Origin of the sequence: Kribbella sp. NPDC050281 (genome assembly GCF_040655855.1) — a bacterium.
Lineage (GTDB): Bacteria > Actinomycetota > Actinomycetes > Propionibacteriales > Kribbellaceae > Kribbella.
In genome coordinates this window covers 15,814-39,598 of record NZ_JBFAKS010000060.1, presented here as the reverse complement: position 1 = coordinate 39,598, position 23,785 = coordinate 15,814, and the positions used below count along the sequence as shown (strand labels likewise).

22 protein-coding genes are annotated in these 23,785 nt (G+C 68.3%); 5 read left to right on the top strand and 17 right to left on the bottom strand.

The genetic code is table 11. The annotated features are described in order from the left end of the window. The first annotated feature begins 27 nt into the window (after window positions 1-27). Window positions 28-1,551 (top strand): alpha-L-arabinofuranosidase C-terminal domain-containing protein, encoded by a 1,524-nt coding sequence (locus tag AB0I34_RS40885; RefSeq protein WP_360456951.1) that lies wholly within the window; start codon window positions 28-30, stop codon window positions 1,549-1,551. Here the strand turns inward: AB0I34_RS40885 and AB0I34_RS40880 are convergent. Both AB0I34_RS40880 and AB0I34_RS40875 read right to left on the bottom strand, forming a co-directional pair. After that, window positions 1,535-2,356, bottom strand: coding sequence for a MerR family transcriptional regulator (locus tag AB0I34_RS40880; protein ID WP_360456948.1), 822 nt, complete (start codon window positions 2,354-2,356; stop codon window positions 1,535-1,537). The two genes, AB0I34_RS40885 and AB0I34_RS40880, sit on opposite strands and share 17 nt — an antisense overlap. 33 nt (window positions 2,357-2,389) lie before the next feature. After that, entirely contained in the window at window positions 2,390-3,295 is a 906-nt protein-coding gene (locus AB0I34_RS40875; RefSeq protein WP_360456945.1) for an AraC family transcriptional regulator, read from the bottom strand. A gap of 70 nt (window positions 3,296-3,365) precedes the next feature. On the opposite strand from AB0I34_RS40875, the gene AB0I34_RS40870 reads away from it, so the two are divergent. After that, entirely contained in the window at window positions 3,366-4,751 is a 1,386-nt protein-coding gene (locus AB0I34_RS40870) for an FAD-dependent oxidoreductase (RefSeq protein WP_360456942.1), read from the top strand. 13 nt (window positions 4,752-4,764) lie between these two features. Here AB0I34_RS40870 and AB0I34_RS40865 read toward each other — a convergent pair whose 3' ends face one another. The 8 genes from AB0I34_RS40865 to AB0I34_RS40830 all read right to left on the bottom strand — a co-directional run bounded on the left by AB0I34_RS40865 (window position 4,765) and on the right by AB0I34_RS40830 (window position 15,399). Further along, the gene (locus AB0I34_RS40865) at window positions 4,765-5,028 is read right to left on the bottom strand and encodes a hypothetical protein (protein ID WP_360456939.1); all 264 of its coding nucleotides are present in this window, start codon (window positions 5,026-5,028) and stop codon (window positions 4,765-4,767) included. Between the two features lie 201 nt (window positions 5,029-5,229). Continuing rightward, window positions 5,230-6,246, bottom strand: coding sequence for a zinc-dependent alcohol dehydrogenase family protein (locus tag AB0I34_RS40860; RefSeq protein ID WP_360456936.1), 1,017 nt, complete (start codon window positions 6,244-6,246; stop codon window positions 5,230-5,232). Between the two features lie 23 nt (window positions 6,247-6,269). Next, window positions 6,270-7,313 carry a DUF6177 family protein gene (locus AB0I34_RS40855; RefSeq protein ID WP_360456934.1) on the bottom strand — a complete coding sequence of 348 codons (1,044 nt, stop codon included), beginning with the start codon at window positions 7,311-7,313 and terminating at the stop codon, window positions 6,270-6,272. Beyond that, complete coding sequence (locus AB0I34_RS40850; protein ID WP_360456931.1) at window positions 7,310-7,576, bottom strand: hypothetical protein; 267 nt, start codon at window positions 7,574-7,576, stop codon at window positions 7,310-7,312. Before AB0I34_RS40850 ends, AB0I34_RS40855 begins: the two co-directional genes overlap by 4 nt. Window positions 7,577-7,604: 28 nt before the next feature. Further along, window positions 7,605-13,220, bottom strand: coding sequence for an ADP-ribosyltransferase (locus tag AB0I34_RS40845; RefSeq protein ID WP_360456928.1), 5,616 nt, complete (start codon window positions 13,218-13,220; stop codon window positions 7,605-7,607). Window positions 13,221-13,227: 7 nt separating this feature from the next. Beyond that, complete coding sequence (locus AB0I34_RS40840) at window positions 13,228-13,605, bottom strand: DUF6507 family protein (protein WP_360456925.1); 378 nt, start codon at window positions 13,603-13,605, stop codon at window positions 13,228-13,230. Between the two features lie 76 nt (window positions 13,606-13,681). Further along, window positions 13,682-14,530: an ABC transporter permease gene (locus AB0I34_RS40835; protein ID WP_360456922.1), complete on the bottom strand. Its 849-nt coding sequence runs from the start codon at window positions 14,528-14,530 to the stop codon at window positions 13,682-13,684. Next, window positions 14,527-15,399, bottom strand: a complete 873-nt coding sequence (locus tag AB0I34_RS40830) for an ABC transporter ATP-binding protein (RefSeq protein ID WP_360456919.1) — start codon at window positions 15,397-15,399, stop codon at window positions 14,527-14,529. The genes AB0I34_RS40835 and AB0I34_RS40830 overlap by 4 nt, the downstream gene beginning before the upstream one ends. 187 nt (window positions 15,400-15,586) lie before the next feature. On the opposite strand from AB0I34_RS40830, the gene AB0I34_RS40825 reads away from it, so the two are divergent. Then, window positions 15,587-16,528: a helix-turn-helix domain-containing protein gene (locus AB0I34_RS40825; protein ID WP_360456916.1), complete on the top strand. Its 942-nt coding sequence runs from the start codon at window positions 15,587-15,589 to the stop codon at window positions 16,526-16,528. On the opposite strand, the gene AB0I34_RS40820 is transcribed toward AB0I34_RS40825, so the two are convergent. The 4 genes from AB0I34_RS40820 to AB0I34_RS40805 all read right to left on the bottom strand — a co-directional run bounded on the left by AB0I34_RS40820 (window position 16,473) and on the right by AB0I34_RS40805 (window position 20,450). After that, window positions 16,473-17,606, bottom strand: a complete 1,134-nt coding sequence (locus tag AB0I34_RS40820; protein WP_360456914.1) for an NAD(P)/FAD-dependent oxidoreductase — start codon at window positions 17,604-17,606, stop codon at window positions 16,473-16,475. The two genes, AB0I34_RS40825 and AB0I34_RS40820, sit on opposite strands and share 56 nt — an antisense overlap. Window positions 17,607-17,670: 64 nt before the next feature. After that, entirely contained in the window at window positions 17,671-18,447 is a 777-nt protein-coding gene (locus AB0I34_RS40815; protein WP_360456911.1) for a hypothetical protein, read from the bottom strand. Between the two features lie 229 nt (window positions 18,448-18,676). Then, window positions 18,677-19,468: a SigB/SigF/SigG family RNA polymerase sigma factor gene (locus AB0I34_RS40810; protein ID WP_360456908.1), complete on the bottom strand. Its 792-nt coding sequence runs from the start codon at window positions 19,466-19,468 to the stop codon at window positions 18,677-18,679. A gap of 154 nt (window positions 19,469-19,622) precedes the next feature. Next, window positions 19,623-20,450, bottom strand: coding sequence for an SAM-dependent methyltransferase (locus AB0I34_RS40805; protein WP_360456905.1), 828 nt, complete (start codon window positions 20,448-20,450; stop codon window positions 19,623-19,625). Between the two features lie 492 nt (window positions 20,451-20,942). Here AB0I34_RS40805 and AB0I34_RS40800 point away from each other — a divergent pair, with 492 nt between their 5' ends. Next, complete coding sequence (locus tag AB0I34_RS40800; protein WP_360456902.1) at window positions 20,943-21,176, top strand: DUF397 domain-containing protein; 234 nt, start codon at window positions 20,943-20,945, stop codon at window positions 21,174-21,176. A 227-nt stretch (window positions 21,177-21,403) separates the two neighbouring features. On the opposite strand, the gene AB0I34_RS40795 is transcribed toward AB0I34_RS40800, so the two are convergent. Together AB0I34_RS40795 and AB0I34_RS40790 are read right to left on the bottom strand one after the other, a co-directional pair. Next, the gene (locus tag AB0I34_RS40795; RefSeq protein ID WP_360456899.1) at window positions 21,404-21,625 is read right to left on the bottom strand and encodes a hypothetical protein; all 222 of its coding nucleotides are present in this window, start codon (window positions 21,623-21,625) and stop codon (window positions 21,404-21,406) included. Then, window positions 21,622-21,816: a hypothetical protein gene (locus tag AB0I34_RS40790; protein ID WP_131517425.1), complete on the bottom strand. Its 195-nt coding sequence runs from the start codon at window positions 21,814-21,816 to the stop codon at window positions 21,622-21,624. Before AB0I34_RS40790 ends, AB0I34_RS40795 begins: the two co-directional genes overlap by 4 nt. A 446-nt stretch (window positions 21,817-22,262) precedes the next feature. Here AB0I34_RS40790 and AB0I34_RS40785 point away from each other — a divergent pair, with 446 nt between their 5' ends. Then, window positions 22,263-23,135, top strand: a complete 873-nt coding sequence (locus AB0I34_RS40785; protein WP_202873278.1) for a helix-turn-helix transcriptional regulator — start codon at window positions 22,263-22,265, stop codon at window positions 23,133-23,135. Between the two features lie 20 nt (window positions 23,136-23,155). Here the strand turns inward: AB0I34_RS40785 and AB0I34_RS40780 are convergent, their stop codons facing one another. After that, on the bottom strand, window positions 23,156-23,782 hold the full coding sequence (locus tag AB0I34_RS40780) for a DUF2461 domain-containing protein (protein WP_360456896.1): 627 nt from the start codon (window positions 23,780-23,782) through the stop codon (window positions 23,156-23,158). Between the last annotated feature and the right edge of the window lie 3 nt (window positions 23,783-23,785).

Genomic DNA, 23,785 nt, shown 5'->3' with positions numbered 1-23,785 from the left:
AACTGTAAGAGACCAAGGAGCTGAGTCATGTCGACTGCATCAGCAGCGCGCGTCGTGATCGATCTCGACGTCCCCGGTCCGGCCATCAGCCGGCATCTGTACGGGCACTTCGCGGAGCATCTCGGCCGCTGCATCTACGGTGGTTTCTACGTCGGCGAGGACTCGGACGTGCCGAACGAGGGCGGCATCCGGCTGGACGTGGTCGAGGCGCTGCGAGCGCTGGACATCCCCAACCTGCGCTGGCCGGGCGGCTGTTTCGCGGACGAGTACCACTGGAAGGACGGCATCGGGCCGAAGACCGATCGTCCGTCGATGATCAACACCCATTGGGGAAATGTAGAAGAGAGCAACCACTTCGGCACCCACGAGTTCATGGCGCTGTGCGAGCTGCTCGGTGCCGATGCGTACGTGAACGGCAACGTCGGAAGCGGGACCGTCCAGGAGATGAGTGAGTGGGTCGAGTACCTCACCCGCGACGGTGACAGCCCGATGGTCAGGCAGCGCAAGGCCAACGGCCGCGACGAGCCGTGGAAGGTTCCGTTCTGGGGTATCGGCAACGAGGCCTGGGGATGCGGCGGCAACCAGCGCGCTGAGGCGTACGCCGATCTCGCCCGCCGCTACGCCACGTTCTGCCGGGACCACGGCGACAACAAGCTCTACCGGATCGCGGCAGGTGCCTCCAACGACGACCTGGCCTGGACCGAGGCGTTGATGAAGGCCGTGAGCTGCCTCGGCTGTGGTCGCACGCCGCGAAACATCTTCCAGGCCGTCTCGATCCACTACTACACGGTGGCCGGGACCTGGGACAGCAAGGGCAGCGCGACCGACTTCGATGCCGAGGACTACTACCGCACGATCATCAAGGCGCAGGACATCGAGCGGGTCATCCGCGGCCACAAGGCGGTGATGGACGCCTACGACCCGGACCGGGCGATCGGCCTGGTGCTGGACGAGTGGGGCACCTGGTGGGACGTCGAGCCGGGCACGAATCCCGGATTCCTGTACCAGCAGAACGCGATGCGCGATGCGCTGGTCGCGAGCCTGCACTTCGACGTGTTCCACCGGCACGCCGATCGGTTGACGATGGCAAACATTGCGCAGACCGTGAACGTGCTGCAGGCGATGCTGCTCACCGACGACGACGGTGGTCTGGCCCGCACCCCGACGTACCACGTGTTCGAGATGAACAAGGGTCACCAGGATGCGGTGTCGGTCCCGGTCCATGTGGTCGAGCGGCCGGCGCCGTACGAGCTGGACGGGAAGACGATGGAGCTGCTGTCGGTGTCGGCGAGTGTCAAGGACGGGCAGGCACTGATCTCGGTCAGCAACCTGGATCCCGTTGCGCCGCTGGACGTCGTACTGGATCTGCGGGGTGGCGAGATCCGGAACCCGGCGGGACGGTTGCTCACGGCATCGAAGCCGCAGGACCACAACACGCCGAGTGACCCGCAGGCGGTGGCTCCGGCTCCGCTCAGAGTGGAACCGGAGCCCCGCGGCCTGCGGGTCACGTTGCCGCCACACTCGTTCGCGACGGTCAGCTCGGCTTGGTGACCGGGATCTGGAACTCGTGCACCCAGTTCGCCGGGTTCTCCGGGTCGAACTGGAGCGTGACCTCGCGGGCGTAGCCCTGGCTGCGGTACCCGTTGTCCTCGATCCAGCGGGCCAGCGTCTGGGTGCTGCGTTCAGCGTCCATCATGTCGCCCTGGTGCACGATGGTCGCGGCCTGCACGAGCTCGGGGAGTTCCACGATCTCGACGTCGGCGCCGGTGGCGCCGGCGTCGACGGGGACGGCCGCATGGACCAGGATCTTCTCGTTCTCGGCGTCCTCGTAGTACGCGACCGGCGAACCGCACGGGTCGACACCGGCCGCACAGAGGCGCTCGAACAGCTGGCCGAACAAGGGCTGGAGGACGGGACCGATGTCCCCACCGTCGTAGCTCGGCAACACGGCGGACAGTTCGGCGACCTGGGTAGCTGGGATGTGTTTCAGGACAACGTCGTCGGTAGGCATGTGACCTTCCTTCTCGATCAGGCGGAGCCTCGCCTCGACACTGACGAGTTGCGACGTACCGCGCGCCAGGTCGGCCTCCAGTTGCGCCTGGCGCAGCCGCAGCATGCCGCGGAGTTCCTCGGCGCTCAGCTTGGCGTCGACGATCTCCTGGACCTGCTGCAGACTGAACCCGAGGTCCTTCAGCGCGATGATCCGGTTCAGCCGGCTGAACTGGTCGGCGGAGTAGTAGCGATACCCGCTGACCGCATCAACCACGGCCGGCCGGAGCAGCCCGATCGCGTCGTAGTGCCGAAGCATCCGGGGCGATACCTGCCCGAATGCCGCGAAGTCTCCGATGGTGAACATGCCCCCACCTTCCGGCTTGACACAGTGTGAAGGTCAACCCTGCCGTGCGATCTGGGTACGCCGGTAGCGCCCGGGCGTGACACCGGTGGCCTCCCGGAAGGCCCGGCTGAAGGCCGACTCGGAGTGGTAACCGACCCGGCCGGCGACGGCGGCGACCGTCAGCTCGGGGTCGGTCAGCAGGTCGGCGGCCACCATCATCCGCAGGCTGGTGACGAACGCAGCGACCGTCGTCCGCGTGTGCTTGCCGAAGTGCCGGACGAAAGTTGCCCTGGACATCGAGGCGGTCGCGGCCAGGCGGTCGAGCGTCCAGTCGGCGCCGGGATCGTCGAGGACCGCATCGATGGCGGTGGCGATCCGCCGGTCGGCGACGGCGGTCCAGGGCGCGACGCCGGGCAGGTCACCGCGACGCAGCATCATGGCGAGCAGCGCGGCACACACTGCGTCGACGACGGCCGCCGTCCCCGCGCCGTCGGCGAGCGCTTCCGCCCGCAGCAGTGCGGCGAGGGTCCGGACGGACTCGTCGGCGGCGTCGAACGAGACGACCAACGGGTCCGGCAGGCTCCGCAGCAGCAGTACGCCGGAACCCGACCCGACCGAGTAGTGACCGCAGAAGATATCTGTCACCGCCTGCCCGGACGGACTGTGGATCGTGTCGAAGGCGGTCCCGGGAGTCTCGACCGAGGAGCGGACCGGCCCCGGCCCGGCCGTTCGGATCAGATGCGGCGGGCTGCCGGCCAGTAGCACGGCGTCACCAGCGCGCAGCGGAACCTGCCGGTCCGGCAACTCCAGGACGCACTCGCCGGCCAGGACGAAGTGGAAGGCCGCCTCGGCATCGCCGTACGCGGGGACCTTCATCTCGGTCGCACCGGCCAGCAGGCAGCGTTTGTCCACGCTCGCCCGGAGCCGGGCGAGCCCGATCACGTGACTGATGGCATCCATGAGACATCTTCGCAGAAAAGTGAGCTGGAAACGGCTGTTCCGTCTCAACACTACCCCTGAGACTCAAGTTATGACTGCTGCTGTGGAGAACACCCTGTGGGCCGATGTCGTCGTGATCGGATTCGGCAAGGGCGGCAAGGTCGCCGCCGCCACGCTCGGCCGGGCCGGCCGCCGGGTGATCCTGATCGAACGCTCGGACCAGATGTACGGCGGGACGTGCCCGAACGTCGGCTGCGTTCCGACCAAGGCGCTGGTGCACCACTCCGGCCGACGCCGGCCGGACGACTCGCCGCAGGAATGGTTCGAGCACGCGATCGGCGAGGTGCAGGCGCTCACCTCCACGTTCCGGGCCGGGAACTACGAGGCGCTCAACGGCGCCGAGTGGATCACCGTACTGACCGGCACGGCCCACTTCGTCGACGCGCATACCGTTGCTGTCAGCAACGGATCCGGCGAGGTCCGGGTGGTCGGCGAGACAATCCTGGTGAACACCGGTTCGGAGCCGGTCATCCCGGGTATCCTCGGTCTGCGCGAGAGCCCGCGGACCGTGACGAACGTGGACCTGATCCACACCACCCACCTGCCCGGCCGGCTGGCCGTGATCGGCGGTGGCTACCTGGGCATCGAGTTCGCGTCGATCTACCGGCGGTTCGGGACCGCGGTGACCGTGCTCGAGGCGTCGCCGCGCATCCTGGGCCGGGAGGACGACGACATCGCGGCCGCCGCCGCCGAGATCCTGGCCGGCGACGGCGTGGAGGTGGTCACCGGCGCCGAAGTACTGGAGATCCGCGGTGAGGACACGGTCGTCTACCGCAAGGACGGCCGTGAGCACAGCCTCACGGTGGACGCGATCCTGGCGGCGACCGGCCGGACGCCGGCGACGGCCGAACTGCGGCTCGAGAACGCCGGTGTGAAGACGACGGACGGCGGTGCGATCGAGGTCGACGAGCACCTTCGGACCAGCCAGTCGCACATCTTCGCGCTGGGTGACGTCAACGGTGGACCGCAGTTCACCTACATCTCACTCGACGACAGCCGGATCGTGCTCGACCAACTCCTCGGCTCCGGGCAACGGTCCACTGCCGATCGGATCGCCGTACCGCAAACGTTGTTCATGTCCCCGCCGCTGGCGACCGTCGGGCTGACCGAGAAGGCGGCTCGTGCGGCCGGCCATCGGGTCAGGATCGGGATGCAGCGGGTGGCCGACATCGTGGCGATGCCGCGCGCGTACATCGTCGAGGAGACGCGCGGGGTGATGAAGTTCGTCATCGACGCGGCGTCCGACGAGATTCTCGGTGCGGCCCTGCTCAGCGTCGACGCGCAGGAGTTGATCAACACCGTCGCGCTGGCGATGCGGCACCGGATCACCGCGACAGAACTGCGCGAGTCGATCTACACCCACCCGTCCTCGACCGAGGCCTTCAACGACGTCCTCGGCACGATCGTCCGCAGCTGACGCCGGCAGGAGGTCAGGAGATGACGCGGGCGCGGCGGTCGCGGACGGCGGCGACCGCGAAGCCTGCCAGCAGGACGGCGATGCCGCCGGAGCCGAAGCCGATGACCAGGTCGCTGCGGGACTTGAGCCGCGCGTCGCACTGCATCGGCGTGACCCCACTGCCCGGCTGGAAGACCGAACCGCAGTTGACGCCGTCCACGTGGACCGGACGGACGGCGAACACGACCCCGGCGATCAGCAGGACCACACCTACCGCGCCGAGTACCTTGCTCAGCACTGCCCGTCTCGCGGTGTGCAGGGAACAGCCGTACGGTCCGACCATGCCTGCCTGGTCAGATCCCGCATACGGCGCTCACACTCCCTGGGCGTTCGGTAAGATTTGATCAAACCTAACGCAGCTAGCCGTCCACCCTGAAGTCCGGACCCCGCCCCCGGATCAATCTTCACTTAGTTCTAACGCTCAAAAGGCCTGTCCGGTTCAACCGGGCAGGACGGTCACCGGCGACCCCACGGCACGGCCGTGCGCGACGTCGGACAGTGCTTGGTCGACCGCGTCGAACGGGACCTCGGTGGTGTGCGCACGGACCGGCAGCCGCGAGACCAGACGGAACATCTCCTCACCATCGCGACGGGTGTTGGACGTGACGCTGCGTAGATCGCGCTCGTGGAAGAGATACCGCTCGTAGTTGAGCACCGGTACGTCGCTGAGATAGATCCCGGCGACCGCGACAGTGCCTCCCGGTTTGAGTGCTTCGAGCGCGTACGGCACCACGTCACCGGCCGGGGCGAAGACTATGGCCGAGTCCAGCGGGACAGGCGGTCGGTCAGTGGTGTCGCCGGCGAACACGGCACCCAGCGAGCGGGCGAGCTCCTTGTTCTGCGACCCGCGAGTCATCACGTACAGCTCGGCGCCCTGCGCGATCGCGAGCTGCGCGGTGAGGTGGGCGCTGGACCCGAACCCGTAGATCCCGAGGCGGCCACCAGGTGGCAGGTTCGCCCGCAGCAACGAGCGGTACCCGATGATCCCCGCGCAGAGGAACGGCGCCAGCTCCACCGCCGGGCGATCCGCCGGTAGCGCGTAGGCGTAGTCCTGCGGGACGACGGCGTACTCGGCGAAGCCGCCGTCCGCGTCCCAGCCCGTGTACGACGACCGCGGGCACAGGTTCTCCGAACCCGACCGGCAGAACTCGCACGATCCGCACGTACGCCGCAGCCAGGCGATCCCGGCACGGTCGCCGACGGCGAACCGGTCGGCTCCGGTGCCGCGATCGACCACGGCGCCGACGACCTGGTGGCCCGGCACGACTCCTGGTCTGCGCGGCTCGAGGTCGCCTTCACACAGATGCAGGTCGGTCCGGCAGATGCCGCACACCTCGACCCGGATCAGCACCTCCCCCGGTCCAGGTACGGGGACGGTACGACGTACTCGCTGCAACGGACCCTGATCGATCGGCCCGGGCCGGTCGACTGCCCACACGTCCATGAGATCGCCCATACTCCGACGATCTCAGACGCCCTTCAGTTGGGCATGGTGAACTCGACCTTCTGCGTGGACGGCTTGCCGGAGTGGTGCGCGGTCGCGATCGTGATCCGGCGCATGATCGTGGAGAACGTCTCCCAGTCGGGCGCACAGTAACCGGTGCCGATCGGGAACCACAGCGCCGTGTCGTCACCGATCGACGTCGCCACCCCGGCCTCGACGGCCTTCGCCGCCTCCGGACCCATCGCGGCCCGGCCGTCCTGACCGATCACCAGCGCGACAGGATCGGCGACACCGGTGAATCGTGGCAGCAGGCAAGCATCCGCGGAACCGCCGACACCCAGCATGAACATCGAGACCACCTCGAACCGCTCTGCCAGTTCGCGAACCGCCGGGAAGAGGGCCTCGGGCAACGGCGTCTCCATGCCCTGGTAGCCGATCGCGATCGTTGCCGTCTCCTCCAATCCGGCCGGACGGACGTCGATGTCGATCACCCCGCTGGCCGGGCCTTCACCTGCCACCGTCAGCAGAGTGCTGCGCGGCGCCCAGCGGCGGCAGAAGCGGGTGACCTCCCGGGTGTCCCAGGGCTGACTGACAGGTTCCTCGGTCCCCCAACCTGCAGGTGGCCCGCCGGCCAACTCGCGGAACAAGAACTCCGTGGCACCACCAACGACCGCCGACTCGACCGCGGCGTGCCGGACTCGCGCGACGATCTGCAAGTTCGCATGGAGCTCGTCCGGCGGCGCCAGCCAATGCTGACTCGGCCGGGGCTTGCCCACCTCCCCGGTCGGCACGAACAGTTCGCCGTCCCAGGTCAGCGGGACGCCGGTCAGACCGTCGTACGGACTGTCCGCTTGGACCACCCATCGCGAGCCGCCGGCCAGGAGTTGGGTCCGGACCGCGTGGGTCACGCGCGAGGTGGGAGGGGTGACGAACTGCAGTTCGCGGTTGGCCTTCTCGGCTGCCAGCGCAGCGTCGAGGAGCCAGGTCGACAGGCCGACGACCGCTCGGTCCTGCATGAGCACGACAGCCTTCTCGGTGACCAGGTCGGCGCCGGCGATGTAGTCGAGGAATCCGCTCATCGCTCGTCCTCTCGTCGGTCGCCGCGGGCCGCGACAACCGCGTTGGCCAGCGAGAGCTCGCTCGGGGCGAACGAGAAAACAGTGCCATTGGCAACCAGGAAGAGGCGGTTCGCGTTGCCGGGTGGCGTGAACACGATCCACTCCTCGGCGTGTGACGTGTGCCAGCCCTGCAGGGCCTCCGGTGTCCAGGTGTCCGGCGCGACCGAGTGCTGTGCCAGCCAGGCCGCCAGTACTGTCCTCGCTTCTGCCACTGCGTTCGACATCAGAGGTCTCCTGTTCTGCCGGTCCCGGTTACCACGTGGACTCCGGGTCCGCGGACGAGCCGCCTTCCCAATCGCCGTTCGGCTCGCGGATGGTGAACTCCAGCCGGTTCAACTCGGTCTCGTACAGGTGCGGCCACGGTTCGTCGATCGCGTCCGGCGCCGGTTGTGTGTCGATCGCGCGGATGTCTCCGTTGCGGTCGACGTACGCCGCGAACCAGTGGCCGCCGCCGTCGGCCCACCCGATGCAGATCGCCGCGACCGTGCCGGGCGGGCGGCCGCGGAGTCCGTCCTCGACCGACTGGTAGGCCCTGCGGGTGAAATCGGTCAGGTCCGCGGCCGAGTTCGGATGCCCGGGCAGCGGCTGGAAGTCCATCCGGTGCCCCGGACCGCGGACGCCCATCCACTCGTAGCTGTCGTCGTAGTCGCCGGGGATCGGCGTACCCGGCGTGCCTTGATGAGGCGCGGGCGCCCTCCGAAAGTCACCGTCGGCCAGCCTGACCGCCCGGCCCTGGAGCAGGTCGACGGTGGCCCGCATCACGGCCGAGCAGTTGAACATGAACTCGACCCACTGCTTCTCGTAGTTCGGATTGAGCAGGTTCTTCCACCGCGGCACGGTGTGCAACGGGACCGGGCCGGCCGCGTTCGTCAGGTTCTGCTGGTGGACCCGACCGGGGTCGTACGGGTTGTAGCGGGCGCGGTCGCGATCGCCTCGGTGCACGCCGGGTTCGCCGTACGCCGGTGGTGGCTGGAGATCGAGTTCCTGCTCCCACTGGTGTTCCTTCGGACCGAACTTGTCGAAGATCGGATCGCCCGGCTGCACCCGCGCCCGCGGCGGACGCCCACGCTCATGCGGGACGTCGTACGAGATCCGCTGCGGGTCGACCATGTCCTTCCACTGCGGACTGTAGGTGCCGATATTGCTCGGATCAGGCTCCTGGCTGGTGCGACTCGAGGGCTGGTTCGGCACCGGATCGGTGCCATCGACCTCGCCCGGCTGATTCCGGTAAAGGTCAACCTCGCGCCGCCGCCAAGCATCCGCCCCACCCTGATCTTCACGCCCCGCCCCACCCCGCTGCCCCGGCTGACCCTGGGTGGGGTGCGTGGGCTGCCCGTGACCGGGCTGCTGCCCATGACTGGGGTGCGTGGGCTGCCCGTGGCCGGGCTGCTGCCCATGCGTTGAGTGCCGGGGCGCTTGTCCCGGCACCTCGGAATCATCAGAGCCCCTGCCCCGTCCGGGCTGGTCGAGCGCATCCGTACGACGCCCCCACGGGTTCGGACTACTAGCCCGAGGAACCCGCCGCGCCACCTCCGGATCCGGCGCATCACCGCGCTCAGCCGGAACGCGATCCGGACCCCTCGCACCGTCGTACTCCCGCAGTTGCTCGCGCGGGATGCGCTGGGTCGCGTCCGGGTCGGGTGTGTGGGGGTGGTCTGTGGGGTCGGGGTCTTCGATTCGGTGGGTGGGGTTGGGGGGTGGGAGGTGGTCGAGGTGCGGGTGCGGTACGGCGGGGAAGTCGTCGACGTCGACCATGTGGATGACGATCTCGCGACGTACGCGCGGCTTACCGTCGGCTGTCAGGAACCGCTGGTCGAAGGAGACGTTCTCGCTGATCCCGACAGTCCGGTAGCGGACGTTGCGCGGCTGGATGTACTCGGACTCGGAGTTCCGTAGTCCGCTCAACTTCCCGCTCGGGGCACCCTTGCGCGTCTGCACCTCGAGGACAACCCCGGTCCGGTTGTTCTCGTGCGCGAAGTCCGACGCGACCGCCGGGTCGGTCGACGTGAACTGGAACCCCTCGAAGTCTGTGTTCTCACCGACCTTGAACGTCTCCCGCACCCAGTTCATCAGCTCGCTGTGCGGCAGGTGCCGCGGCAGCCGCATGCCCCGCCACACCGTCCGTGGATCCACGGCGTCGGGTGCGCTCTTCACCACCGTGTCGACGTCCTCCGCCACCCGGATCGCTTCCTCGGTCAGACCGCTGTTCCCGTCGGTGTTCATCACCCGGCGCAGATCGCTCAGGTCGTGCCCGGAATACAACGCCCGGTTCACCGCCCCGAACGTGCTCTGCGTCATCAACTTCACCGACTCGTGGAACCTCTCCGGAACGGTCCGTCCGAACTCCTCCGCCTCGTGCGCGGTCCGCGAGAGTACGTCGGGATCCGCCGTACGCCGCGCATCGCCCGGCGCGAAGCCGTAATCCTCCGGAGTACGCCGTACCTCCGGAGCATCGACGTGAGCAGTGCCCGGGACACCCTCACCGAAGTCCTCCGGAGTACGACGCACCTCCGGAGCATCGACATGAGCAGTGCCCGGGACGACCTCACCGAAGTCCTGCGGCGTACGCCGTACGTCCGGGGTGTCGACGTGACGAACGTCGGGGACGACCTCGGCGAAGAGGTGGATCTTGCCGTCGTGCGGGAAGACGCGAGTGAACTTGATGGTCAGGCCGCGGCCCAGGACGAGTTCGCGCTCGCCCTCGCCGTGGGCCGAGTGGTGGCCGGTGTACAACGCCGGCGTGCCCTTAGGGACCTTCAGATGGATGATTCCGGGCCGACTGGACGGGATCGCCTCACCCAGCGACGTCGAGAGGAACGACGGATCGCGGAAGGTCTTGTTCACCAGTTGGTCGATCGGCCCGTCGAAGTGGTCGATGTCGGTGACGCGGCGGACCACCACGTCCTCCGGGACCCGGTGCCCGTTCAGTACGTCGTCGAACTCGTCGATCAGCGGATCGAGCTCCGGACGGTGCTCGATGCCGCGCAAGTGGTCGCCGACCTGCTTGTACGAACCGCGCACGTTGTCGCCACCACGGGTGAATCGCTCGACCACGTCCGCCTTCCGCGGGTCGAGGTCGCGGGGGTACTCATCCCAGTGCCGCCGGCCCCACGCCGTAGCCTCCGCCTCGGACGCGAAAGTCCGCGCACCCCGCGAGATCTCGGCAGTCGCCTGCGCCATCCGCCCACCCGAATCCAGCCGATCCCACTCAGGATCCACCGGCCGCTGATCATCCGGATGCCGCACCGGCCCCGCGTCGTCGTCCGGCACAGGCGCCGGCCCATCCGGCCCATCCTCCCCCCGCAACCGCCGCGAAATCAGATCGTCCCCGTCGCCGTCCCCATGCTTGCCCTCAGCAACCTTCTCGGGACGCGCGGGCCCGCTCTTCCGGACGGGCTCGTGGTTACTGCTGTGATGCGCATTCGGGTGATCCAGTCCGTCACCTTCGACGCGATGACCTTCAACGCGATCTCCACCAACCCGGTCACCACTCACGCGCGCGGGATCAAGCTCATCCGCAATAGACCGCTCACCCGGCCGAGCAGGACGCTCACCCGGTCCTTGCCTGTCCCCCGGGGTTGGCGTCGGGCGCTCACCCGGAGTCGGGCGGTCGCCTGGGGTTGGGGTCGGGCGGTCGCCGGGAGATGGTGTCGGGCGGTCGCCGGGAGCTGGGGTCGGGCGGTCGCCGGGAGCTGGGGTCGGGCGGTCGCCGGGGGTTGGGCGGGTGGAGGTGGGGTCGATGCCGCGCCCCGGGTCGCCTGGGGCGCCGGGGGTGTGGGGTGGGATGAGCGGCTGGATAGGGGCGACGACGGGGTCGGCGTCGCGGTGGGTCGGGGTCGGTTCGTTGGGGTGGGTCGGAGTGGGTTCTTTGGATTCCGGGCCGGTCCGGGTGGGGTGGGTCTCCGGACCCGTCCGGGTCGGGTGCGGCTCGGGGCCTTCCGGGTGCTTGTTGGGGTCGGGGAGTTCGGTGTGATCCGGCTTGTCGGGGCGGGTTGACTGGTGCTGGGTGGGGTCGTCGTCCCGCTTGGTACGGCGGTCCGTTGGCTCGGGGCGACCGGGTTCACCGGTGCTGCCGTCACCCGGACGCGTCGTGTGACCCGGCTGGCCAGTGCTCCCAGGCGTGTGCGTGCTCCCCGGTGTCCCCGGAAGACCCGAGCTGCCAGGAGTGCCGCTGCTGCCAGGGGTGCCAGTGCTGCCGGGTGTTCCGGGCGTACCAGGGGTACCCGATGTGCCAACAGTGCCGGGCGTACCAGGGGTACCCGAAGTGCCGACTGTGCCAGGCGTACCGGGGGTTCCTGGGGTGGCGGCGTTGCCTGGAGTGTTGGGGATGATCGGGGTGTTGGGGATGATCGGCGGGATTGTGGTTCCGGGGTCGATCGGGTCGCCGGGGCGTGTGTGTCCGGGGTCCACCGTGTTGCCCGGACCCGTGGTGCTACCCGGCGTGGTGCTGCCGGGCGTCGTACTGCCCGGCGTGGAGCCGGGGGTGTTGACCGTCTGGCCGGGTGCGTCGATGGAGTTGGCAGGTACGTCGATCGAGTCGCCGGGGGTGTGTACGGAGTCGCCGGGCACGTGCACCGGATCCGCCGGACCGTGCCCCGCAGCGACGGGAACGGACTCGCGCGGGAGGTCGACGCCGGACGGGACGTCGACCTTCGGGCCGCGGGTGAGGGGTACGCCGCGTTCCAGGCGGACTGATTCGCCCAGGAGAGGGATGTGGGAGTAGCCCTTCAGGACGGCGCCGACACCCGGGACCTTCAGGCCACCCTCGATCGCCGTGCTGCGGAGCTTGTTCCGCAGGCTGAGGAAGTTGTCGGCGGTGTGCGCGGCGACCCGGACCGGCGGGACCTTGTCGGCCAGCTTGCCCAGCTTGCCGAGTTTCGAGGCGACGCCGGCCAGCTTGCCCGGGCCGATCGGGATCAGGCCGACGGCGCCCATGATCGACGCGGCCTGGTTGCCGTTCGACCAGTCGTCGCCGATGGTGTCGATCGTGTCGTCCCAGCGCTGGTCGAGGTCCTCGCTCATGCCCTCCGGCAGCAACTCCCCGACGCCGGGGACCTTGTTGGCCAGCATCATGATGTCGTCGGCGACGCCCTCCCAGGCGTCGAACATCTGGTGCATGTCCGACGGCGCGTGCCCGAACAGCTTCTCGAAGTTGTCCTTCCCCCAGTCCCACCCGGACTCGCGCAGCGCCCACTGAAGTCCGAGGAGGGTGGTCAGGCCGTCGACGACACCGAGCGCGACGTCGGCGACATCCACGATCCACGGCGCGTCGTACACCTCCGGCGTACCCCAAGGCGGCGGCTCCGGATCCGTTTCGACCCGGAACACGCGGCCCTGGCCGGGAACTTTGCGATCGAGCGTTTCCGGCCACCAGCCGAGGCCGCCGATCAGTGCCTCGATCTTGTTCGCGGCGACCACCTGGATGTCCATCATCTGCTGCAGCAGCTTGGCGGTGCCCTCGTGGTAGGAGTTCTCCTCCTGGACCCAGTTCTCCCAGCCCTGCCAGTCGTCGCCGTTCGCCTCGGCCTGCTGGCACTTCACGATGAAACCGCGGGCCCGTTCGATCAGGTCCTGCAGCCGGTCGTACGGCTCCTGCATGTCGTAGCCGAACTGCTCGATGATCCCGCCCATCGCCTCGACATCGCTGCCGAAGTCGTAGGCGAGGATGTACGCCGGCCGCAGCGACGTGATCAGCGTCTCCGCCTCGGGCGCCTGGTAGCAGGTGGACAGCCCTTCGAACGAGCTGTTCACGTCGTATCCGGTGGACCTGATCTGGCCGCCGACCTTCTTCAGTTCGGCGCCGGTGAAGGCCAGGACGTCGGGACTGGTGCCGGGGAAGAAGTCCGGCACTCCGTCGGGATTGAACATGGCCGCCTCACTCGATGTTGTGGCGCTGGCGGGAGGCCTTCTCCGCGTTCGCCCGGGACTCGGCGGCACGGCGCTTGCCCGGTGCGTCGGTAGCGTTCCGCTGCGCGTTCAGGGCCATCTCTTCCTGGCCGTTCACGTACGCGATGGTGGCGTCCTTGGCCCCGGTGAGGGAGGCGTTGGTCTGATCGACGATGTCCTGCCAGGCGTCCTGGTAGAACGCCAGTACGTCGGCAACCGCCTGACCGACGAGTGTCGCCTGCGCCTGCCGGACCGACCGTTCCGCGTAGTCGGCGTAGCCCTTCGCCACCGCCTCGTACCCGGATGCCTTCTCGCCGGTGGTCTGCAGCACGTTGGCGACCGCGTCGACGTTGATGTCCCAGTCCATGCGTGACCCCTCGTGTCAGCCTGCTGTCCGATCGACGCTAGGAGCAGGCCGGGGCCACCGACCTTTCAAAACGCTGTCAGGCCACCCGTCGCAGCGCTCGTTCCCGCCGCTCGGCGACCTTGGAGCCGGACTCCCGCCGAGCCATCCGGCGCAGTACGACGGGTGCGACCAGCAACCCCGCGACGGCCCACACCCCGAGTACGCCGACTGTCTCCAGGTGACGCCAGGAGTTGCCGATCTCGACCACGACTGTGCTGTCCGGGAGCAACGCGGACCGCATACCGAGTCCCATCCAGTAGATCGGGAAGACCTGCCCGATCGACTCCAGCCAGCCGGGCAAGGCAGCGATCGGATAGAAGATGCCGGAGATCGCGATCAGACCGAGCACCGGCAACTGGAGCAGCCCCTGCGACCGCGCGCTGGTGAACACGGATCCGAGAACCGCGCCGATCGGCAGCGTCGCGACCATCCCGAGCACCAGCACCCAGAGCAGCGTGAACCAACCGCCGAGGGATCCGAGCGCGAGCCCGTCGACCATCAGCAACCCCGGGATGAGCAGGATCGCCAGGTCGGCGAGCAGCCCGCCGGCGACCGAGACGACCTTGCCGACGAGGTAGCCGAGCATGCCGTTCGGGGTCGCCTTGGCGCGCAGCAGCGTGCCGTCCTCACGGTCTGCGGTGAGCTGCTGGCTCATGCTGACCATCCCCATCGCCGCGTTCATCCCGAGGATGCTCGGCAGTGCGAACGTACCGAGCAGCAATCCGGTCGAGCCGAAGTCCCGGTGCCGCAGGAAGAACAGCGTCACCAGCATCAGCACCGGCCAGAGGAAGTGACTGAACAACTCGGGCCCGTTGGTGAACGACTGCCGCAACTCGATTCGTCCCCGCCGCCACCCTGCCCGGACCGCGGCCGTCCGAGGGCTCACAACGCCACCTCCTGTCCGCGGACGAGCGCGAGATACGTGTCCTCGAGCGACGCCCGTCGTACTTCGAGATCGCGGACGGAGGCGCCGTACTGCGTGAAGAGGTCGCGGACGAGGCCGGTCGAGTCGGGCGTGGTCTTGCGGAAGTGTTGTCCGTCGATGCTCCACCGGACCTCGTCTTCGCCCGCGATCAGCGCGGTCAGCTCGCCGGTGGTGCCGGCCGCGACGATCCGGCCGCCGGTCAGGATGAGGATCCGGTGCGCGAGTTTGCTCGCCTCGTCGAGGTCGTGGGTGGTGAGCAGAATCGTGGTCTCGTGCTCGGCCGCGAGACGCCGGACCAGGTCATGGAACTCGTACCGCGCCTCCGGGTCGAAGCCGGCCGTCGGCTCATCCAGAAACAACACCTCCGGCCGTCCGACGATCCCGATCGCGACGTCGAGCCGGCGCCGCTGACCGCCGGACAGGGTCTTGATCTTCTGCTCCGCCTGCGTATCGAGGCCGACTGCAGCGAGCAGTTCATCGGTGTCCCACGGACGGCCGATCCTGGTGGTGGCGTACGGCGCGTAGTACGCACCGAGGTGGTGCAACAGCTCACGGACCCGCCAGTTCCCGTGGTCGCGCCACGACTGCAGCACGATGCCGAGCCGCGACCGCCAACGCTCGTCGCCGGCGGCCGGGTCGACACCGAGCACCTCGACAGTCCCGGCCGAGCGCAGCCGGAAGCCCTCCAGGATCTCGATCGTGGTGCTCTTGCCCGCACCGTTCGGGCCGAGCAGGGCGACGACCTCGCCGTGCTCGGCCCGGAACGAAACGTCGTGCAGGACCTCGGTGTCGCCGTAGCGCATCCGCAGCCCGTCGACCGTCAGGACCATCGTCCACCTCCTTCAGAAATTCCTGAAAGCTACGTCGATCCCACACCGGCGTACAACGCGATCACGAGTCAGCTTGCTGAAAACCTCCAGGAAATATGGCAATCTGTGCAATGAGGCTGCCGCAGAACGCAACCCCGATCAGAGCAGCGTTGCAATGAGCTGACGTCGAACGCACCACGGAGGACCGATGCCCGGAGGCAGACTGACCCACGACGACCGGCGCGAGATCGCGGCCGGCCTGGCGGCAGGACTCGGGTACGCCGAGATCGCGCGGCAACTGGACCGGCCGACGTCGACCGTCAGTCGCGAGGTCGCCCGCAACGGCGGCGCCCGCGGCTACCGGGCCGACCACGCGCACTACTCCACCGCGTCCCGAGCTCGCCGCAGCCAGGACAACGGAACCAATCACGCCGAGCTCCAGCCGGATGGTGACCAGCAGGTGCGAGACTTCGTCGAACGGTTCGCCACGATGATGGTCGAAGGCGGCCTGCCGAGGATGGCATCGCGCGTTCTGGCCCGGCTCTACACGACCGACGCCCGCAGCCTGACCGCCGCCGACCTCGTCCGCGAACTACGCGTCAGCCCGGCGTCGATCTCCACCGCGGTCGGCTACCTCGAACAGGTCGGCATGGTGCATCGCGAACCCGACCCCGAGCGCCGCCTGCAGCATTACGTCGTCGCCGACGACGTCTGGCTGCAGGCGTGGAAGGTGAGTGCGCGCACCAACCTGAACTGGGCTGAGACCGCCACCGAAGGCGCCGCGCTGCTCGGCACCGACACCCCGGCCGGCGAACGCCTGACACACATGGCCGAGTTCTTCCACCGGCTCGGCGAGGACATGTCCGGCGGCCCGACGTTCGTCCTCATCGACGACGCCCTGACCGCACTCGCGGCCCTGCTGCATGCCGGTCGCCCACTGACCGCCGACCAACTTTCCGCGGCACTCGACTGGCCGCCGGAACGTCTCAAAGAGGCGCTGGGCAACGCGACCAAGTACGCCGAGTACACCGACCCGGTCGTCCTGGACCAGCCCACGCCCGGCACCTACCAGGCGATCCCCACACCCGGCCGCCTCACCGTGAGCCAGCGCGCCGCGGTCGCAGCAAGGCCCGGAGCAGCGGGCGCGTGATCAACCCGTCGGCCAGTCCCAGCTCAACAAGATCGTCGAAGATCCGCTGATCGGCCGCCGCCGCACGGATCCCCGCGTCGAGCACGTGTCCCGACCGACTGAGCTGTGCCGTCAGCGCGGTGTGCCGGAGGTGACGCCCGAGGAGTCGACCGGCTTCCCGGCGGTACGTCGTACCCGCGTCGGCAGTGCCGGACCTCAGGGCCTCGGCGACCGCACGGCCCGCGAGCAGCCCGGTCGCGACCGCGTAGTAGATGCCCTCGCCCGTCATCGGGTTGATCAGCCCGGCCGCGTCACCGGCGAGCATCACCGGACCCGGCTGCGGCCGCCACGACCAGCCCGCCAACGGCAGGTGATGACCCCACCATGACGTTCCCTCATCGGTTGCCCCGGGCAACAGCTTCTCCAACTGGGCGGTCAGGTCCGCGCGGGTCGGCCGCGGTCGTGCGGGGGTGAGCTGCTCGCCGTACCCGACGTTCGACCAGCCGTCACCACGATCGAAAGACCAGGCGTACGACGGCTGCCGCCCCGGGCCGTAGGCGATCACCTGACTGGCTGCCCGCCCGGCCGGTGTCGGCGCATACCCCCGGATCGCCAGCGCCACCGGCCCCGGCGCCACCCCGAGCTCCCGCCGTACGACGGAGTGGGCGCCATCCGCGCCGACGACGAAGCGGCCATGCAACTCACCGTCGACGGTGATCGACGCGCCATTGCGCTGCAGCCCCCGCACACGCCGGCGCACAAGCTGCGCACCGGCCGCCTGCGCCGCCTCCGCCAGACGCTCGTCGAACACGGTCCGCGGCACCACCCAGTTCGGCCGGGCCATGATGCGGTCGACCCCGACGTCTCCCTTGGTCAGGACAAACCGTCCGACCGGTGTCCAGTCGTCGACAATCCCGGTCACGCCGACATCGGCCAGCAGATCGAATACGTGCGGCGCGATGCCGTCCCCGCACGCCTTGTCCCGCGGGAAGTCATGCCGGTCGAGCATCAGCACGGACAGACTGGGATCAGCCGCGAGAGCCCCCAGCGCGGCCGACGCTCCCGCCGGTCCGGCTCCGACGATCACCAGATCCCACACAGGCACCTCCCGAGAAGCCCTCCCAGTGTGTCAGCCCGGGCGATCTCCCCAACCGCCGCGTCGGTCAGGTGCCCGGGCGTCTGCCCGGTTTGTTCGGTCGGCGGGACACTGCCCGCCGTGGAGGCGGGGTGAGCCGGTCGGCGTGACCGCTGGAGATCGGTGCGGAGGAGACCGGGCGGGCCTCGTCGAGGTCGACCACACGCGGCGGTGGCGGGACGAAGACCTCAATGGTCTCCTCGTCGTCAGGCGCCGGCGGTGGAGGGGGTGGCGGTGCATGCACAGGCTTGGCGCGAGCGGCCGACTCCTTGCTCACCCGGGGCGCGGCCACCGCAACCGCGGCGATCGGGATCCGGACCGGGCGGCGGCGCCGCAGCTTGGTTCGCATCTCGATGCCCAGCGCATCGATCAGCTTGTGAGTGGCAACGATCGACAAGGCCACCGCGAGAACCGTGCCGCCGGCGAACAGGACCGACTGCCCACCGGCTCCCCAGTTCGACGGATCGGTACGGCGCATCGCTGCGAGCATCGCCACCATGATCGAGTTGGTGATGCCGAGGGCAACAGCAAGGCCGACAGTCCGCAGCAGGACACCTCGTTCCAGCCCGACGTCGTCGGCCGCGGCCACCAGCCCGGCGATCAACCCGGCCAGCACCGGCACCGTATAAACCAGCGCGAGTGTCAGTCCGGGGCTCGCGACCAGATAGAAGACGTCGAAGACCAACGCCGTCCCGGTGAGTGCGGCCGCGAAGCAGATCACCATCGGCGGGTACGCGCGCACGATGGCGACCGCATCCGCGGGCACCGTTCGAATCATCCGGAACGCCAAGACCAACGACTCCATCCCCTTGCTCTCCCCCATTGTGCAGTCAGTCCGCACCCTGGGTAACAACCCACGACAGGCGAGTCGACCCAGGCCGGTGGAACGAACGACTGACAGCTGCCGAGTTGAGCCTGTCGCGGGCTCCAGCTGCAAGGGTCGGGGGACCTCCATCTGGCGCGCCCGACCGGCGGCACCTGGTGGCTGTACTGCCACCAGGGCACGCCGATCTGAGGTTGCCGCTGGCAAAGAGCTAGGCAGCGGCGGGGAGCGGGGTGAGTTTGCCGCGCAGGTCGTCGAGGATCTTGCGCAGGACCCGGGACACCTGCATCTGGCTGACGCCGATGTCGCGGCCGATCTCGGACTGGGTCCAGCCCTCGACGAACCGCAACTGCAGGATCCGCCGCTCGCGCTCGCCGAGATCCGAGAGAACCGGCTGCAGCATCTCGACCGCTTCCAGTTGGTCGATGCTGCCGTCCTCTTCATCCGCGACGACGTCGGCCAGAGTCAGCTCCGCGTCCGCCTCGGCAGGCCGATCCAGCGACAGCACGTTGAAACAGCCCTTCGCGGCCAGCGCCTGCTCGACCTCGTCGACCTCGACCGCGAGGTGTTCGGCGATCTCGGCCGGCGTCGGCTCCCGGTTGAGCTTCTGCTCGAGCAACGGAAGCTTGGCAGCGATCGTGCCTTGCATCTCTTGGAGCCGGCGCGGGATCCGTACCGTCCAGGCGCAGTCGCGGAAGTACCGCTTCACCTCGCCCCGGATGGTCGGGACCGCGAACCCGATGAACGGTGTGTCCGCGTCGAGCCGGTAGTGGTGGGCGGCTTTCACCAACCCCAGATAGGCAACCTGCTCCAGGTCGTCGGCCTCGGCGCCGCGGCCGCGAAACCGGCGCGCGATCCCCTGGGCCATTTCGAGGTTGAGTTCGACGACCTCTTCGAGCAGCCGCTGCCGCTCGAGTTCGTCGGTGCTGGCGGCCCGGCGTTCCATCAGGTTCCGGGTGGCCGCCTCCCGGGCGGCCCGGTCAACAGCAGTGGTGCTCGTCATGGGTATGACCTCGCGACTGTCGTCACGGCGTGGCACTTCGCTGAACCACGGTCATGCCTGCGAGAACCCGGTACCCCACCGACCGCGATCGCATGCATACATGCGAAAGGCGCGCATCCCGTGGGATGCGCGCCTTCGTCTCGCAGTGACCGGGTCAGGCCTTCTTGGCCAGGCCTGCCATCAAGATCCGCTGGTACGGCTCCAGGTCCTCGGCGGCCGGCACATCTCCGTCGGGGTCCTCCGGGAACCACCGGGCCAGGAAGTCGACGCCCGGCGGCACGAGCGGCATCCCGAGGAAGTGCTGCTCGATCCGCTCCGGGGTCCGGATCCACCCGTTGCCGAGGCTCTCCAGGCCGGCCCGCTCCATCCCCTTCTGCAGCGGCTCACCGGTGTCGACGAAGTCGGTGATGAACAGGTAGCTGCCGGGGGCGAGCGTGTCCATGATGGTGCGCACCCACTCGTCGGGCTTCTCGTCATCGTGGAAGTGCATGTGGATGCCGACGATCATCAGCGCCATCGGACGGCTGAAGTCCAGATGCGTCTTGATTTCCTCGTTGCCCAGGATGCCCTGCGGATCACGGAGATCGGCGGTGACCACGATCGTGCTGTTGTTGGTCGCCAGCAACGCGCGGCCGTGCGCCAGCACGATCGGGTCGTTGTCGACGTACGCGACCCGTGCCCTCGGATTGATCTCCTGGGCCGCCTCGTGGGTGTTCTTCTGCGTCGGTAGGCCGCTGCCGATGTCGAGGAACTGATCGATCCCCGCCTCGCGGACGAGGTAGTGAACGCCCTTGACCAGCGCCTCGCGGTTCTCGATCGCGCAACGACCGGCGTCCGGAACGTACTTCAGGTACAGAGCCGCGCCTTCGCGGTCCGCAGCGAAGTTGTCCTTGCCACCGAGCAGAGCGTCGTAGACGCGAGCGATGGTCGGTTGGGAAGTGTCGAAGCCCGGATTCGAATCCGGACCGTCGGGAGTCGCCATCGGCGCAGCCTTCGTGTCGGGGGAATTGTGCTTGCCATCGTAGGACAGGTGCGGACCTGCCGGAACGCCGGATCGGTGCTGCGCGCGTCTTGATCCGGAAATCGCCCCGACTCCTTGATTCGTCAATAAGAGAAGGCTTTTCGGATCACGGCTACGTCCGGACAAACCCAACCACCCGGGCGCCGCGTCCACCTCGGGGCCGGGCCGCACCGACGCGCCACGCATCAGGCGGCGCTCACCACTACTACTGCGCCTCCTACTGAGCCACTGCCACTCAGTACTACTGCGCCACCACCACTCACTTCTGCTGCGCCACCGCCACGGCGCGGCATTCGGTCACCGATCGCGACCGAAACAGGGTCCCAACGGGTGTTTGACGGCGACACGATCACAGAACGTAAGAGGGCGGACACCCGAGCACGGACGGTGTACGATGCAAATGCAAGGCCAAATGCACGTGCATATGCCAAGGACGTACGGAAGGTGCAGCTGATGACTGCTGTCTACAACGGCATGCCCGGCGACGCGAACAGCGAGCTGATCTGGCGGAAGAGCCAGCGGAGTGGCCCGAACGGCAACTGCGTAGAGGTGGCGAAGCTCCAGGGTGGTGGGGTGGCGATGCGGAACTCGCGCCACACCGATGGCCCGGCGCTGGTGTTCACGAAGGCCGAGATCGAGGCATTCCTCGGCGGCGTTCACGACGGTGAGTTCGACGACCTCGTCTAACCGTCACACGGAAGCAGAGGCCCCTTCGCCAGGCGAGTGACGAAGGGGCCTCTTCCTGTCTGCGGAGAGTCCGCGTACGACGCTGTGCGGCGATCTGAGCCGCCTGCGCGCGTCGACCTAATCCCAAAAGCCCTCGACCCGCGCAAGCGGCGTACGACGGTAGAGAACGACGAAGGCCGGCCCCTCGGTGAGGAGCCGGCCTTCGGTGCTGTTGGGGGCGGTGGGCCCTACTGAACGGTGAGCGGCCAGAGCTGCTCGCTGCGCGGCAGCTCGGAGGCCACGCCGCCGGCCGCATTGTCAACGGTGATTCGCAATCCGGTGAACTTCGGCGTCATCACGCGCTGGTACCGCGAGGCGCGGTCCGGCTCCGCGGTGTACTCGGCGATCAGGTGGTCGCCCAGCCAGATCCGCACCATCTTCCGTCCTCCTGCTGCTCGCTCGGTGTTCATGGGGCCAGGCTCACGATCGGGTCGCCGTCGAGATGGCGCACGCCGCGCAGCCAGCCCTCGAAGGCCCAGCGCTGTTGCTCAGGGCAACGCGCGACCAGTTCCTGGATCTCCCGCTCCGTCAGCTCGTCGGGCGCGCGGCCACCGGCGATGTCGGCGGTGTACTCGGCTGCCTCACTGTCGTCGTCGTTCATCGACTCGGGTTCCCCAACCAGTCATGCCAACGGGGGGCCGTTGGCGGCCTGTAGGACCGGCCTGCTGCATCACGCGACGTCACGATTCGCGAGATCCAGCTCACCTTCTGTGCATGAATCAATCATGGCGTCGGCACGCTGCGAATGCAAGCGCCCGATGCACGTGCATCCGCACGTTTTCCGATTCGATACCCAAATCGGCCCTTCGCCCGCCTGTCGGCACCTCGATCAGCACGTTTCGAACGGCGTTCGTCGACGATTCGGCGTCAACTTTGTCCTGACAAAATCATCTTTGGTCACCGGAGGAGCGCTACTCTGCGTGATGAACTCCGCCGGATCGGCGGGACTTATGTAAGAACTCCGGCAGATCGCCTCGCGAGCGTGCGATGATGTGCACCTGCGGGCGAGTTGTCGCTGGTGAGAGCTGCTGGGGCGTGGAGGTGGGTGTGACAAAGTCGGGCGCACACAGCGGACCGACCGCGCTTCGAATCATCCTCGGAGCGCACCTACGGCGGATGCGGGACGCAGCGGGGATCAGCCGGTCCGACGCCGGGTGGGAGATCCGGTCGTCGGAGTCGAAGGTCAGCCGGATGGAGCTGGGCCGCGTCGGCTTCAAGGAACGCGACGTCAGCGACCTCCTCAGTCTCTACGGGTTGGACGACAGCGAGGAGCGCGAGCGACTGCTGGCACTGGCCCGCGATGCGAACAACCCGGGCTGGTGGCACCGGTTCGGCGATGTGCTGCCCAGCTGGTTCCACTCCTACCTCGATCTCGAAGCCGTCGCCCAGCTGATCCGTAGTTACGAGCTCCAGTTCGTGCCAGGCCTGCTGCAGACGCCGGAGTACGTGCGTGCCGTCGTGCAGCTCGGCCGCGGCCTGATCCCGGCCGAGGAGATCGAGCGCCGCGTCTCGCTGCGGGTGAACCGTCAGCAGGTCCTCACCCGGCCCGACCCGGTGCGTTTGTGGGCCGTCATCGACGAGTCCGTGCTGCGCCGGCCGATCGGCGGGAAGAAGGCGATGCAGGCGCAGCTGGAGTATCTGCTCGAGGCGAGCCACATGCCGAACGTCACGCTCCAGGTGGTGGAGTTCGGCTCAGGTGGCCACCCCGCGACCGGTGGCGCGTACAGCATCCTCCGGTTCCCGGAGCAGGACCTGCCGGACATCGTCTACATCGAGCACCTGACCAGCGCGCTGTACCTGGACAAGCCCGAGGATCTCGACACCTACACGGGCACCATGGAAGCCCTGTGCGTCGCGGCTCCGCCGCCGAACCAGACCCGCGACATCCTGGCCAAGGCGCTCAAGGAGTACGACGCCTGACGCTCCGGCGACCGGTGCACTCAGGAGTTGTCCGACAGCCAGGTGAGCAGCGGTCTGGTCGCCTTCCAGTCCGCGCGGATCAGCGCGGACAACTCCGGCGTGTGGATGACCGGCTCGAACCCGTAGGACTTGCTGACGGTCAGGGACTTGTGCCGGAGCAGGTCGATCCGGGGGTGCTCCGGGTCGTAGCCGCGCGGGCTCGTCTTCAGCTTGTCGCCGCCGACCGTCCAACCGGTCGCGGTCAGTTTGGCCAGCAGCTTCTCGAGCTGCTTGCCGCGCCGGTCGTCGTCGATCGCGGCCCGGACCCTGGCCAGCCGTTCCGAGCTGGCCTCGTAGAAGCCGGCCGCGACCCGCACACCCGGAGCCGCCACCTGGACGTACCAGCCGGTTGACGGAGCCACGTCGATGAACGCACCTTGGTGCGTCTTGTACGGCGACTTGTCCCGCGCGAACCGGACATCGCGGTACGGCCGGAACAGCTTCGCCGGACCGAACTCCGGCTCGAGCTCCGCGAGCAAGGCGCTCATCGGTGCTTTCACCGACTCCTCGTAGACCTGCTTGTGCGCCGTCCAGTAGGTCTTGCTGTTGTCCATCTCGAGGTCGTCGTAGAAGTCCAGCGCCGCCGCCGGGAAACCGGTGAAACTCATGCG